The organism is Streptomyces sp. AV19 (assembly GCF_015999245.1).
Classification (GTDB): domain Bacteria; phylum Actinomycetota; class Actinomycetes; order Streptomycetales; family Streptomycetaceae; genus Streptomyces.
Genome location: NZ_JAEAMR010000005.1, coordinates 101,078 through 115,061 on the forward strand (window position 1 = coordinate 101,078; position 13,984 = coordinate 115,061).

General features: G+C 75.4%; 7 protein-coding genes. 1 reads left to right on the forward strand and 6 read right to left on the reverse strand.

Annotated elements, in window-relative coordinates; all coding sequences use genetic code 11:
- Window positions 1–16 precede the first annotated feature (16 nt).
- Genes I5Q34_RS07735 through I5Q34_RS07760 form a run of 6 tightly spaced genes read right to left on the reverse strand, consistent with a single transcriptional unit; the run spans window position 17 to window position 11,202 of the window.
- Window positions 17–3,376 carry an amino acid adenylation domain-containing protein gene (locus tag I5Q34_RS07735; protein WP_199891436.1) on the reverse strand — a complete coding sequence of 1,120 codons (3,360 nt, stop codon included), beginning with the start codon at window positions 3,374–3,376 and terminating at the stop codon, window positions 17–19.
- On the reverse strand, window positions 3,373–4,941 hold the full coding sequence (locus I5Q34_RS07740; RefSeq protein ID WP_199891437.1) for a succinic semialdehyde dehydrogenase: 1,569 nt from the start codon (window positions 4,939–4,941) through the stop codon (window positions 3,373–3,375). Before I5Q34_RS07740 ends, I5Q34_RS07735 begins: the two co-directional genes overlap by 4 nt.
- Window positions 4,942–4,944: 3 nt before the next feature.
- Window positions 4,945–7,593, reverse strand: coding sequence for an SDR family NAD(P)-dependent oxidoreductase (locus I5Q34_RS07745; protein ID WP_199891438.1), 2,649 nt, complete (start codon window positions 7,591–7,593; stop codon window positions 4,945–4,947).
- Between the two features lie 52 nt (window positions 7,594–7,645).
- Window positions 7,646–9,223, reverse strand: coding sequence for an aldehyde dehydrogenase (locus I5Q34_RS07750; RefSeq protein WP_199891439.1), 1,578 nt, complete (start codon window positions 9,221–9,223; stop codon window positions 7,646–7,648).
- Between the two features lie 3 nt (window positions 9,224–9,226).
- Entirely contained in the window at window positions 9,227–10,591 is a 1,365-nt protein-coding gene (locus tag I5Q34_RS07755) for a TrpB-like pyridoxal phosphate-dependent enzyme (protein ID WP_199891440.1), read from the reverse strand.
- 41 nt (window positions 10,592–10,632) lie between these two features.
- Window positions 10,633–11,202 carry a DUF4442 domain-containing protein gene (locus I5Q34_RS07760; RefSeq protein WP_307811652.1) on the reverse strand — a complete coding sequence of 190 codons (570 nt, stop codon included), beginning with the start codon at window positions 11,200–11,202 and terminating at the stop codon, window positions 10,633–10,635.
- Between the two features lie 162 nt (window positions 11,203–11,364).
- Between I5Q34_RS07760 and I5Q34_RS07765 the strand changes: the two genes are divergently transcribed.
- Window positions 11,365–12,924: a DHA2 family efflux MFS transporter permease subunit gene (locus tag I5Q34_RS07765; protein ID WP_199891442.1), complete on the forward strand. Its 1,560-nt coding sequence runs from the start codon at window positions 11,365–11,367 to the stop codon at window positions 12,922–12,924.
- Window positions 12,925–13,984: the final 1,060 nt, after the last annotated feature.

A 13,984-nucleotide genomic window follows, 5' to 3' on the forward strand; every position in this document is an offset into this window, starting at 1 on the left:
TGGCGGTGGTCGTGGGTCAGTCGTGGCGGCGCCGGCGCAGCTCGCCCAGCGCGGAGCGGCCGCCGGTGCGGCGGGCGGGCTCCGGCGGGCCCGGGCGGGGTGCGCCGGGCGGTGCGAGGCGGCGGGCCAGCGCCCGGATGGTGGGGTACATGAACATCTCCACGCGGGTCAGGGGCTCCGGGGTGCGGTCCCTCAGCCGGGCCATGACACGCATCAGCAGCAGGGAGTCCCCGCCGACCTCGAAGAAGTTGTCCTCGACGCCGACCCGGTCCAGACGCAGCACCTCGCGCCAGACGTCGGCGACGAGGCGTTCGGAGCGGTCGGGCGGCCCGGCCGCGGCGGGAGGCCGGGGCGGTACGGGGGCGGGCAGGGCGGCCCGGTCGGTCTTGCCGTTGGCGGTCAGCGGAATGGCCTCCAGCGTCACGAAGACCGAGGGGATCATGTAGCCGGGCAGTCCGGCGGCCAGGTGGGCGCGCAGTTCGCCGGCCGCGGGCGGGGTGCCGCGCGGGACGACGTAGCCGACGAGCCGTTCGTCGCGCACGGCGACCACGGCGCCGTCCACGGCGGGGTGGTCGCGCAGGGCCGCCTCGACCTCGCCGGTCTCGACGCGGTAGCCGCGGATCTTGACCTGGCCGTCGGCCCGTCCGAGGAACTCCAGGTATCCGTCGGGGAGTTGACGGACGAGGTCGCCGGTGCGGTAGACGGTCCCCGGGTCCTGGGGGACGGTCACGAACCGTTCGGCCGTCAGCTCCGGCCGATTCAGGTAGCCGGAGGCCACGCCCGTCCCGCCGATGTACAGCTCGCCGGGCACGCCGGGCGGCAGCGGGCGCCGCTCCGGGTCCAGCACGTGGAAGCGGGTGTTGGCGACCGGCGGCCCGACCAGGGGCTGTTGGCCGGGGAGCACTTCGGTGACGGCGGACCAGATCGTGGTCTCGGTGGGCCCGTAGAGGTTCCACAACCGGCCGCCCCGGGCGAGCAGTTCGCGCGCGAGGTCCCCGGGCAGCGCCTCGCCGCCGCACAGCATCCGCAGCGGCGCGTCCGGCGGCGGTCCCTGCCAGCCCGCGTCGAGCAGCATGCGCCAGGTGGCGGGGGTGGCCTGCAGGACGGTGGGGCGGGAGCGCTCCAGGAGGGCGCGCAGCGCGAAGCCGTCGGCCGCCGTCCCGTCCGGGGCGATCTCGACGTGTCCGCCGGTGGCCGGGGGGACGTGGAGTTCGAGTCCGGCGATGTCGAAGCAGAGGGTGGTGACGGCGAGCAGCCGGTCACCGGTGGTGAAGCCGGGCGCGTCGGCCATCGCGCACACGAAGTTGGCCAGGGCCCGGTGGCCGACGCGCACGCCCTTGGGGCGGCCGGTGGAGCCGGAGGTGAAGATGACGTACGCGTCGCTGCCGGGGTCGACGTCCGCGCCGTCCACGGGCTCGGCGGCGGCCCGTCGCCGGTCCAGTACGACGATGCCGGCGCCGGTCGCGGGCAGCGTGCCGGCCAGGCGTTCCTCGGTGACCAGCAGGGCCGGGGCGGCGTCGTCGAGCATGGCGGCGATGCGGGCGGGCGGGTAGACGGGGTCGAGGGGGACGTAGGCGGCGCCGGACTTCATGATGCCGAGGAGGGCCACCGGCAGGTCGGCGGACCGGTCGAGGTAGACGCCGACCCGTCGCCCGGGGCCCGCGCCGCGGGCGCGCAGGTGACCCGCCAACTCCGAGGAGCGGAAGTCCAGTTCGCCATAGCCGAGGGTCCGTCCGGCACAGGTGACGGCGGGGGCCTCGGGGCGCAGCCGGGCCTGGCGGGCGACCATGCGGTGCACGGTGGTGCCGGGCGGGAGGGCGGCGGCGGTGTCGTTCCACGCCGCCATGGCGCGCCGGGCCCCGTCGGTGCCGAGCGGGACGCGGGCGGGGTCCTCGCGCGTCCGGGCGAGGTCGCCCAGGAAGGCGGCGGCGTACGCGGCGAGCGGGCCGCCGGGGCCGGTCCACCGGCAGGGCTCCCCGGTCCGGCGCGGGATGCGGATCGACAGGGCGGTGCCGGGCGGGGGTCCGACCGGTTGGCCGTCGAGCGCGAAGCAGACGGGGAGCGCCCGGGAGGCCGTGCGCAGCCGGGGGTGGCGGGCCCACAGGTCGTGCGCGAACGGCCCCCGCCCGGTCGCGTCCCGGGCCACCCGGTCGCGCAGCGCCGCCATGCCGTCCCCGTCCAACGGCGGTACGCGCAGCGGGATCCAGTCCGCGTACAGGCCGTCGACGGCCCGGTGGCCGGTGTCCGGGGCGGGCCGGAGCAGTCGTACGTCGGTGCCCGGGGCGACGCCGACGCGTACGAGGAAGGCGAGGAGGGCGGCCAGCAGCCAGTGCGGGTCGTGTACGCCGTCGGGCACGGGCACCTCGGCCTCGACGGTCGCGTCGTCGCTCCGGTGGGGCAGGTCGGCGGGTTCCAGCCGGCTCAGCCGCCGTACCCAGTACGCCTCGTCGGGCAGGGCCGCGGCCTCGGCGCGGCCGGCCGCGTCCAGCAGGCGGGCGTCGGGCACGGGGAGCCGGTCGCCCGGCCGCAGGCCGCCGGCTTCCCCGGCCAGGGTCAGCCGGACGTCGCGCCCGGCGGTGGCGACGACGAGACTGCCGTCGGCGGCGGTCACCGTGCCCGGGGCGCGCCCCGAGCGTCCGGGCAGGACGGTCAACTCGCGGACGACGACAGCCCGTTCACCGATCAGCACCTTCGCCGTGCCGAAGGTGTTGGCGTGCGGCCCGAAGTCGCGGGCGCGCACGGCCGCGTCCAGTTCCGCGTCGGGCCGGCCCCAGCGCAGGAGGCCGCCGCCCGGCGGCCGGTCGTGGCGGCCGTGGTAGGTGCGCCGCGCGAGGTCCTGGGGCCGGCGTCGCACCTGGCCGGAGGTCAGCGCGTCGGCGAGTTCGGCGAAAGCGTCGAGGCCGGCTTCCAGGCACTTCACGTTGAGCGTCGCGCTGGTCTCGCCCGGTGTCACCGGCACCTCGCGGTGCGCCAGGAGGTCGCCGGTGTCGGCCTCCCCGGTCATCACGTGCCAGCTGACGCCGTGGACGGTCTCGCCCTCCAGGAGCGCCCAGGCGGTGGCGTGCACGCCGGCGTGCCGGGGCAGCGGGCCGTCGTGGAAGTTGACGGGCAGGCCGCGCGGCAGGGCGAGGAGGCGCCGGGGCAGCATGCGCAGGTTGGCGACGCTGAAGAGGTGGTCGAACGGCTCGGCGGCGAGCCGGTCCTCCAGGTGCGGGCCGAATCCGAGCGGCGGCAGCCCGGCGCGCCCGGCCCAGTCGCGGACGCCGGGGTCGGCGGAGACGACGCCGAGCACCCGGTGGCCGCGCTCCAGGAGGAGTTCGGCGCAGGAGGCGACCATGGCGTTGCCGCCGACCAGGAAGCAGCTGAAGTGAGTCATCCCAGTCCCAGCCTCGTCATCGTCCGGCGCAGCGCGGTCAGCCGCTCGGTGTGGCGTTCGGGGTCGGCGCCCGGTCGGGGGTCGAGGAGGTCCGCCCGGGCGTGGGCGACCACTTGGAGGTCGGTGTACTGCAACAGGCCGCCGGGGCCGTGCCGGTGGCCGGTGCCGGAGTGGCCGCGGCCGCCCATGGGCGCGGCGTAGGAGACGTAGGCGGTGCGGAAGCCCTCGTTGATGTTGACGGCGCCGGCGGACAGCCGGGCGGCGAGCGCGGCGGCGCGGGCCGGACTGCGGCTCCAGACGCTGGCGTTGAGGCCGTAGGGTCCGTCGTTGGCGAGCGCGACGGCCTGTTCGTCGTCGCGGAAGGGGCGGACGGACACGACGGGCCCGAAGGTCTCCTCGCGGTGCACGGCCATGCCGGGGGCGACGTCGGCGAGGACGGTCGGTTCGTGGAAGAGCGGCCCGATGTCGGGGCGCGGCCGTCCGCCGCACAGCACGCGGGCGCCCTTGTCGAGGGCCTCGCCGATGTGGAAGGCGACGCGGTCGAGCTGGCGGCGGGAGGTGAGCGAGCCCATGTCGGCGCCGAAGTCGAAGGCCGCGGAGAGGCGGAGGGCGGCGACGCGGTCCAGGAAGCGGTCGAGGAACCGGTCGTGGACGGAGGCGTGGACGAGGATCCGCTCGGCGGCCATGCACAGTTGTCCGGCGCTGGTGAAGCAGGCCCGGACGGCTCCGGCGGCGGCCCGTTCGACGTCGGCGTCGGCGAGGACCACCAGGGGGTTCTTGCCGCCGAGTTCGAGCATGCAGCCGATGATCCGGTCGGCGGCCATGCGGCCGAGGACGCGGCCGGCGGCGGTGGAGCCGGTGAAGGCCAGGTGGTCGGCGCCGGCCAGCAGCGCGGGCCCGACGTCGGCGGGTTCGCCGACGACGATCTGCCAGAGCTCCTCGGGGAGTCCGGCCTCGGTGCACAGGGCGCGGGTCCACAGTGTGGTGCAGGCGGTCTGGGTGTCGGGCTTGTGGACGACGGCGTTGCCCGCGAGCAGGGCGGGGACGATGTCGGTGACGGCGAGGCTGAGCGGGTAGTTCCAGGGGGTGATGACGGCGACGACGCCCTTGGGGTGGCGCAGTTCGCGCACGGCCGTCAGCAGCGGCAGCGCGCCGGGGCGGCGGCGCGGGGCGAGGAGCGCGGCGGCGCGGCGCGCGTAGTGGCGGCAGACCCCGGCGGCGTCCACGACCTCCTCGAAGGCGTGGGCGCGGGCCTTGCCGGTCTCCCACTGGAGCAGGTCGAGGGCCTCGCGGCGCCGGTCGAGGAGCAGGTCGTGGACGCGGCCGAGGACGCGGGCCCGGTCGCGTACGTCCCGGGCGGCCCAATCCCGTTGGGCGGCGCGGGCGCGCTCGTGGGCCAGGGCGACGTCGTCGGCGGTGGCGCCGGGCAGGCGGGCGATCACGTCGAGGGTGAACGGCGCCCGGGGGGTGAACTCCGCGCCGCTGCCCGGGAGTTGCCCGGCGAGCCGCGCGGTCGTGACGGCGACCGGCGGGGCGGGCCGGGGGGCGTTCGTCAGGGGCCGCATGGGTCAGTCCTCGAGGGGGGTCAGGCCGCCGCCGGCGTAGAGGGTGTCGATGAGGTCCCGGTAGTGCCGGCCGATGCTCCGGCGGCGCACCTTGAGGGTGGGGGTGACCAGTCCGCTGTGCGGCGTCCAGGCGTCCTCGACGACGGCGAACCGCCGTACGCGTTCCGGCCGGGACAGGTGCCGGTTGCCGCGGGCGACGGCGCGGCGGATCCGTTCGGGGTCCGGGTCGGCGCCGGTGCCGACGCCGAGGGTGATGAGGGCGACGTTGTACGGGCGGCCGTCGCCGATGACGCAGACCTGGTCGATGAGGGGGTCGCCGTGGCCGATGCGGGCCTCGATGCGGGCGGGTGCCATGTTCTTGCCGTAGGCGTTGACGATGAGGTCCTTCTTGCGGCCGGTGATGCGCAGCGCGCCGTCGTCCGCCAGTTCGCCGAGGTCCCCGGTGTGCACCCAGCCCTCCGCGTCGAGCACCTCGGCGGTCTCGCGGGGCCGGCCGCGGTAGCCGCGCAGGGAGCCCGGGCCGCGGACGAGCACTTCGCCGTCGGGGGCGGTGCGCACCTCGACGCCGGGCAGGGGCGGTCCGATCCAGCCGGCCCGGTGCTGTCCGGGGACGGTCACGCAGGCGGCGGCGCACAGTTCGGTCATGCCCCAGATCTCGCCGACGGGCAGGCCGAGGGCGCGCAGGAAGGCCATGGTCGCGGGGGCGACGGGGGCGGCGCCGACGTGGACGAAGCGGGTCTCGTCGAGGCCGAGCAGGTTCCGTACGGGGGCCAGGTGGCCGGGCTCCAGGCGTTCGTACTCCGCGCGGGCGGCCGCGTCCTCGGTGACCGCGAGCGCCTCGCCGAGCTCCAGGGCGCGCAGGGCGCCGTAGCGGAACTCCTCGGGTGCGGCGGCGAGTTCGGCGAGCAGGCGGGTGCGCAGCTTCTCCCACATGCGGGGGACGGAGAACAGCCAGTGCGGGCGGACCGCGGGCAGGACGGAGAAGAGCCGCTCGGGCCCGGCGCAGCAGGTGACGTCGGCGCCCAGGACCATGGGCAGGTAGTGCGAGCAGCAGCGCTCGGCGATGTGGGCCATGGGCAGGTACGACACCAGGCGGCTGCCGGGCGGGAGCGGCACGCGCTCCAGGAAGGCCCGGCCGGCGGCGCGGACGGCGCCGTGGGTGAGCTCGACTCCCTTGGCCGGTCCGGTGGTTCCGGAGGTGTAGACGACGGTGAGGACGTCGTCGGGGCGGGGCCGGTGGCCGTACGGGTCGGTGTCGCCGGCGTCCGTCAGCGGTCCGAGGCCGTCCTCGGTGACGAGGGCCACGTCGCGCAGGCCCGGGCAGTGGCGGCGCAGGTCCTCGGCCCGGGCCGGGTCGTCGGTCACGAGGACGCCCGTGCGCGAGTCGTCGACGAGGTGGCGCAGTTCGTCCTGCGGGGAGGTGGGGTAGAGCGAGCAGGTCGTCACGCCGGTGGTCATCGCGGCGGCGTCGGCGATGTGGAACTCGGGCCGGTTGCCGAGGAGCAGGCCGAGGGTGTCCCCGGGGCGCAGTCCGAGCCGGGCGAGCCCGGCGGCGCAGCGCCGCGCGGCGTCGCGGTAGGCGCCCCAGGTGTACGTCCGTCCGTCGGCCGCGCGCAGGGCGGGCCGGCCGGCGAGGGCCCGGGCGGTGATGTCGAAGGCGTGGGCCAGGGTGGGGCTGTCCAGGGCCTGCCGGAACACGGTGTCGTTCATCGGCCACCGGTCCCGAAGTCGCGTACGGCGCCGGGGGTTTCGGGCAGGAAGCGGTACTCCAGGGTGGCGAGGGCGAGGCGGGCCCGGGGGGGCGACGACGCCGAGGAGTTCGCCGAGGGTGCCGAGCCGGGTGGAGACGCGGGGCCTGCCGGTGACGAGCGCGGTGCAGATCAGGCGGGCGGCCTGGTGGGGGTGGAGGGCGGGCAGCCGGGCGAACGCGGTGGTGGGCGCGCTCATCGGGGTGCGGACCAGCGGCAGGTGGACGGTGCTGACGCGGATGCCCTCGCGGCGCAGCTCGGGGGCGAGGGAGTGGCCGAACGCCTCCAGGGCGGCCTTGGAGGGGTTGTAGGCGGTGAAGCGGCCCATGCCGAGCTGGAGTCCGATGGTGGCGACGTTGACGATGTGGCCGTGGCCGCGTTCGCGCATGCCGGGGAGCAGGCGCAGGGTGAGGTCCACGGCGCCGAAGTAGTTGACGGCCATGGTCCTGCGGTAGTCGTGGGGGCGCTCGACCGCGTGGGCGGCGCCGCGCCGGATGGAGCGTCCGGCGTTGTTGACGAGGATGTCGGCGCCGCCGTACTCGGCGGTGAGCCGGTCGGTGAAGCGGGCGATGTCGGCGGGGACGGTGAGGTCCGCCGTGTGGATGACCGCGGTGCCGGTGCCGCCCGCGGCGCGGCGGGCGGTCTCGGCGAGGGCCTGCCGGTCGCGGCCGAGCAGGACGAGGTCGGCGCCGGCCTGTCCGAGGAGGACGGCGAGCTGCCGGCCGATGGCGCCGGAGGCGCCGGTGACCACCACCCGGCGGCCGCCGACCTTCACGGCCAGGCGGGTGGTGAGCCGGTCGGGCCGGGCGGGCCTTCGCCGGCGCGGGCGGCGGCGCCGGAGTGCGGCGGCCGCCGGCCGTGCCGGGGCCGGTGCGGGCCGCTCCTGGTCGCACGGGGTGCGCATGGTGCCTTCCTCCGATCTCTTCGGCCGGGAGCGGTCCGGGGTCATGCGGGGTTCACATGGGGGCGGGGCGGGAGCCGTCGGTGACGACGGAGACGCCCTGCAGGTGGGAGGTGCGCAGGATCGGGTAGTTCAGCTCGCCGTACGGTCCGCCGGTGCGGCCGGTGCCGCCGTGCGTGCCGAGGTAGGGGACGAAGCCGATGTGGGAGTCGTTGACCTTGAGCAGGCCGGCGTTGGTGATCTGGCGGACGAAGGCGTTGATGACCTTCTCGTCGCCGGACCACAGGGAGTTGCGCAGCCCGTACGCGTTGTCGTTGACGAAGTCGATGACGGTGTCGAGGAGTTCGCGGGTGTCGTCGCGCTCGTCGGGGACGACGACGGGCAGGAGCGGGAAGAAGGTCTCCTCGCGCACGGCCCGCACCCGGCGGGCGTCGCGCAGCCCGTTCACGCGGACGACGGTGGGTTCGAGGAACGTCCCGGCCAGCGACGGTTCGCCGGCGACGTCCACCCGGCGGCCGCCGCACAGGACCGTGCAGCCGTGCTGTTCGGCGTCGGCGAGCACCTCGTGGAAGCCGCCGATCTTCAGCACGGGGCTGAGCAGGACCTCGGGGTCGTCGGGATAGCCGGGGCGCAGGGTGCGGCAGCGGGCGGTGAGCTTCTCCAGCAGGGCGTCGGCGACGTCGGGGTGGACGACGGCGCACTTGGGCACCATGCAGATCTGCCCGGAGCCGTAGAAGCACTCGGTGAGCGCGTCGACGGCGCCGTCCAGGTCGGCGTCGTTCCACACCACCAGGCTGTCGTTGCCGGAGAGTTCGAGGACGGGCTTCTTGCCGTGCGCGACGCACTCGCCGCCGAACTCCAGGCCGGTGTCGCTGTCGCCGAAGAACATGATGTCGTCGACGTGCGGGCTGTTCAGCCACTGGCGGAGCATGGGGCGGGTGGCGCCGGAGACCAGGTTGACGGTGCCGGGCGGGGCGCCGAGTTCGTCGAGGATGGGGGCAACCAGCTCGCGGTAGATGAAGGCGACGCCCAGGGGCGCGGTGCGGGGGGCCTTGACGACGAGGGTGTTGCCGGCGCCGAGGGTGGCCGTGCCCAGGAACGAGTTGGACGCGGCCGCGTTCTGCGGCGGGTTGAGGCACACCACTCCGTCGGGCTTGCGCAGCAGCGCGAGGGAGCGGCCGGGGCTGTCGAAGCGCTGCTCCAGCTGGCTGCGGTAGAAGGAGACGGTCTCCGGGCTGCTGCCCATGAGCATGCCGGCGATCTCCCACTCGGCCAGGCGGCGCGGGTGGCCCTCGGAGACGAGGATGTCGAGGAGTTCGTCGTGGCGGGCCCGGAGGGCGGCGTGCAGCCGGGGGCCGAGTTCCATGCGGGTGTCGAGGTCGGTGCGGGCCCATTCGCGGCGGGCGGCGTGCGCGGCGCGCAGCGCGTCGGCGACGTCGTCCGGGCCGCTGAGCGCGACCCGGCCGGTGATGCCGGCGGTGTCGCCCGCGGCGGTCCCGTCGCCGCGTTCGAGGCGCCGCTTGCGGCCGAAGGCGCCGCGCGGGTCGGCGAGGAAGGCGCCGGCGTCCAGGCAGTAGGTCCAGGAGGTGCCGGGCCGGTCCTGTCCGTCGATGTACTGCGGGTAGGAGTACATCGGTCACCTTCCGGCCGGGACGGCGGGGGCGGGGCCGCCCGCGGCGAGAGTGGTCTCGTAGGGCTCGGCGTCGGCCATCTCCCCGGCGGTGTACGAGCCGTAGGCGCCGAGGTCGAGCAGGCCGTGGCCGCTGTAGCAGAAGACGATGACGGCCCGGCGGCGCCGCTCGCGGCACTCGACGGCGAGGTCCATGGCGGCGCGGATGGCGTGGGCGGTCTCGGGCGCGGGGAGCAGTCCGTGCAGCCGGGCGAAGAGCGCGCCCGCCTCGAAGACGGCCTTCTGGGCGTAGGCCCGCGAGTCGAGGATCCCCTCGTGCCGGGCGAGGCCGACGAGCGGGGCGGCGCCGTGGTAGCGCAGTCCGCCGGAGTGGATGGGCGGCGGGACGAACTCGTGGCCGAGGGTGTAGGTGCGGGCCATCGGGCCCAGTCCGCTGGCGTCCGCGAAGTCGTAGCGGTACGTGCCGCTGGTCAGGGTGGGACAGGCGGCCGGTTCGGCGGCGAGGATGGAGATGTCCGCCCCGGCGAGCTTGTCGCCGACGAACGGGAAGGCGAACCCGCCCATGTTGCTGCCGCAGCCGACGGAGGCGACGAGGAAGTCGGGCTGCTTGCCGAGCTCTTCGAGCTGCTCGCGGGTCTCCAGGCCGACGACGGTCTGGTGCAGCAGGACGTGTCCGGCGAAGGCGCCCATGGAGAAACGGTCGCCCGCGTTCTGCCGGACGGTCTCCAGTGCCTCGCTCACCGCGGTGGCCTCGGAACCGGGGTGGTCGGGGTGTTCCTTGAGCAGGTTGCGGCCGAACTCCGTGTGCGGGCCGGGGCTGGGCAGGACCTCCTGGCCGAAGGTCTCCATGAAGTGCCGCCGGTAGGGCTTGGTCTCGAAGCTGGCGCGGACCATGTAGACGAGCGCCTTGATGCCGAACAGGCTGCACGCCATGGACAGGGCGCTGCCCCACTGGCCGGCCCCGGTGTCGGTGACGAGCCGGTCGCAGCCCTCCAGCTTGGCGTAGTACGCCTGTGCCAGCGCGGAGTTGAGCTTGTGCGAGCCGGAGGGGCTGGCCCCCTCGTACTTGAAGTAGATCTCGGCGGGGGTGTCGAGGTGCCGTTCGAGGGCGTGGGCCCGGTAGAGGGGGGTCGGCCGCCAGAGCCGGTAGGCCGCGCGGACCTCCTCGGGGATGGCGATCCACCGCTCCATGGAGGTCTCCTGGGCGACCAGGGCCTTGGGCAGCAGCCGCTCCATGAACTCCGTCCGGACCGGTTCCCCGGTGCCCGGGTCGAGGAAGTCGTCGGGGGCGCGGGGCAGGTCGGGAAGCACGTTGTACCAGCGCTTGGGGATCCTCGCGACCGGAAGGTCGTGGCGCTCCAGGGAGTTCACCGGGCTCTTCTTCCTTTCGTGCTGTCGTGCGCCCCGGGGTGTCAGGGGGCCAGCAGGCGGCAGTGGTAGGTGAACGAGGCCTCGGCGACGGGTTCGCCCCCGGTGTCGTGCAGGAGGGAGGTGGTCGTGGCCTCGAACCGTTCGCCGGGCGGCAGTTGAGCGACCCTGGCCGGCAGGTCCGTGTCCGGCACCGCGGCCACCGCCCGGATCTCCCCACGGGCCTTCCTGCGGTAGGAGATCGCCGATTCCCGCAGGACGAAGGAGATTTCCGCGATCCGCTCGCGCAGCGCCCCCGCGAGCGCGGCCCCCGAGGCGGCCTCGGCCACCAGGAACAGGGCGGCGGCGTGCCGGGTGCCCACGTGGTTGAGGGTGTCGCCGGAGTCCGGCAGCGTGGCGACGGCACGGCCGGCGGCGATGTCCGTGACCTCGACACCGGCGAACTTCTGGAAGGGCACGAGGTCGTTGACGACCGTGCGGATCTCCTCGAGGGTCGGGCCGGGCGACGGGACCGGTCCGGGCGACGGGGAATTCAGGGCGGGCTCCGATCGGCACAGGGGTGCAACGGATGCAGGGCAGGGAGGCGGACGGGCCGCCCGGGCGGTTCGCCCGATGCGGCCGTCTCGTCACCAACGGTCCCGACTTGGGCGGTACGCCGTCAAGGGAGCCCTGAAAAAACAATGAGTACGCTTATATGCCTACTTGCTTCACAGTTCGTCCTTCCCTACCGTTGTCGCGTTTATGGGATCACCCGGACGGGGGAGAAGCGGAGTCCCATGCTGCAGAACGAGACGGGACACCTGGTGTCCGAGGAGATCGAGGCCGACCCGCGCCGCTGGCGGATCCTGGCCTCCCTGGTGGTCAGCGTGGTGCTGGTGGTGCTCGACACCTCCATCGTCAGCGTCGCGCTGCGCACCCTCGCCCTGCCCGCGCCCGACGGACTGGGCGCCTCCTCCGGCGACCTGCAATGGTCCGTCGACGCCTACACCCTCGTCTTCGCCACCCTGCTCATCACCGCGGGACTCACCGCGGACCGCTTCGGCCGCAAACGGACGCTGCTGGCCGGCCTGTTGCTCTTCGGAATCTTCTCGGCCACGGCCGCCTACGCGCAGGACGCGGCCCAACTCATCGCCTCCCGCGGGGCCATGGGCATCGGCGCCGCCCTCGTGGTGCCCGCCACCCTGGCCATCATCACCCACGCCTTCCCGCCCGCCGAGCGCCCCCGGGCCATCGGTCTGTGGGCCGCCTCGGCCGGACTGGCCATCGCCATCGGGCCGGTGACCGGCGGGCTGCTCCTGGAGCACTACTGGTGGGGCTCCATCTTCCTCGTCAACCTCCCCGTGGTGCTGGTGGGTTCGGTGGCCGTCGCGCTGGTGGTGCCCGAGTCCGCCGATCCGGCGCCCCGCCGCTTCGACCCCGTCGGCGTGCTGCTGTGCGTCGCCGGCCTGGGCCTGCTCGTCCTGGGCATCGTCGAGGGCGGCGAGCTCGGCGCGTGGACCCCGCCCCGGGTGTGGGCGAACGCGCTGGGCGGCACGGCCCTGCTGGGCGCCTTCGTCCTGTGGGAACGCCGCACCAGCCACCCCGCGATGGACCTGCGCTGCTTCCGGGACGCCCGCTTCTCGGCGGCCGCGGCCGTCGTCGGCGTGGTCTTCTTCGGCCTGCTCGGCTCCTCCTTCTACATGATCTTCTATCTCCAGAGCGTGCGCGGCTACTCGTCGTTGCAGGCCGGCTGCTGCCTCCTGCCGCTCGCCGCCGCCCAGCTCGTCGTCTCCCCCGCCAGCGCCTCCGCCGCCCGCCGCTTCGGCGTCCGGGCCGTCTGCGCGGCCGGTCTGACGATGACCGCCCTCACCTTCTTCGGCGTGAGCCTCCTCGACCAGCGCTCGCCGCTCTGGCAGTGCGAGGCGCTGTTCTTCCTCATGGGCAGCGCGATGGGCCTCGCCATGCCCGTCGCGACGGCCTCCGCGATGTCGACGATGCCCCAGCGGACGGCCGGCGCCGGGGCCGCCATGCTCAACTCCCTGCGCCAGGTGGCCGGAGCCCTGGGCGTCGCCGTCCTGGGCTCCCTCCTCTCCTCCCACTACCGCGTCCGCGTCCGCGAGGCCCTGGCCCCCCTGCCGACGACACTGCGCCCCCTGGCGGAGGAGTCGGTGGAGGGCGCCCTCACGGTCGCGGGCCGCCTGGGGGCGACGGCCGGGGGCGACGTGCTCGCGACGCGGGCGGTGGAGGCGTTCGTGTCGGCGATGCGGGTGACGTCGTTGGTGGCGGGTGGGGTGACGTTGGTGGGGGCGGTGGTGGTGTGGGTGTTCCTGCCGCGGAAGGGGTCGTCGGGGGTGTAGGGGGTACGCCGGCGGAGTCGTCGCGCAGTTGAAGTCCCCCGGCCCCGCCCTTTCACCGTTTCCCGGGGAGCCCCCGGGCCCCGACCGCCCTGCGGGCGGTGATGGCGGGGGGCTACGCCCCCTGCACCCCCACCGGGGCTCCGTCCCCGGTCCCGGCGGGGCTCCGCCCCCGGTCCCGGCGGGGCTCCGCCCCTGCGCCCCGTTGGGGGGCTGCGCCCCCTGGGCCCCGCGATGCGGCTCCGTCGTGTGGATCGGGGCTGAACCCGGGGTACGTCCCGGCCCTCTTTTCGGGGCTCCGCCCCTGAACCCCGTTGCGGGGGCTGCGCCTTGATTCGGGACCCGGACCCTGCGATGCGGCTCCGCCGCATTGTCCTCAAGCGCCGGACGCCCGGCCCTCGGATTCCCGGCCCGGGCACACGAATCAGCCCGTCCGGCGCTTGAGGACAGCGCCCGAAGGGCGCTTCAGATGTCCAGGGGGCGAAGCCCCCGGAACGCGGCGAAGCCGCGCTGCGGCCCCTGAGGGCAGAGTCCCGGTGGGAATCGTGGGCAACGCAGCCCTCGGATACGAAGTCCAGGGCGCCCCCGGTGCGGAGGCCAGGGCACGAAGCCCCGGGATACCGCCCGAAGGGCGAGCCGGGCCCCGGTGCGGGGGCGTATCGCGGGGCACAGGATGAAGCCGCGTTGCAGGGAGCCCGGAGTGGAGCCGTACGGCGGGCCTGGGGCGGAGCCCCGGCAAGAGGGCCGGGGCTCCGCCCCCCGGGTACGAGGCCCGGGGCGAGGTGTGCCCACCGGGTACGAGGTCCAGGGGCGCAGCCCCGGTCCACGCGGCGAGCCGCATCGTGGGGGCCCAGGGGGCGGAGCCCCGCCCAGGGCCCGGGGACGGAGCCGGCGTCGTGGGGGCGCAGCCCCCGCCATCACCGCCCGCAGGGCGGTCGGGGCCCCGGGGGCCCCCGGGAAACGGGAAAGGGCGGGGCCCGGGGCGCCCCCCCCCGGAACCCCCCCCGGCCCCCCCCCCGCCCCCCCCGCGCGGGCCCCCCCCCCCCCCCCCCCCCGGACCACC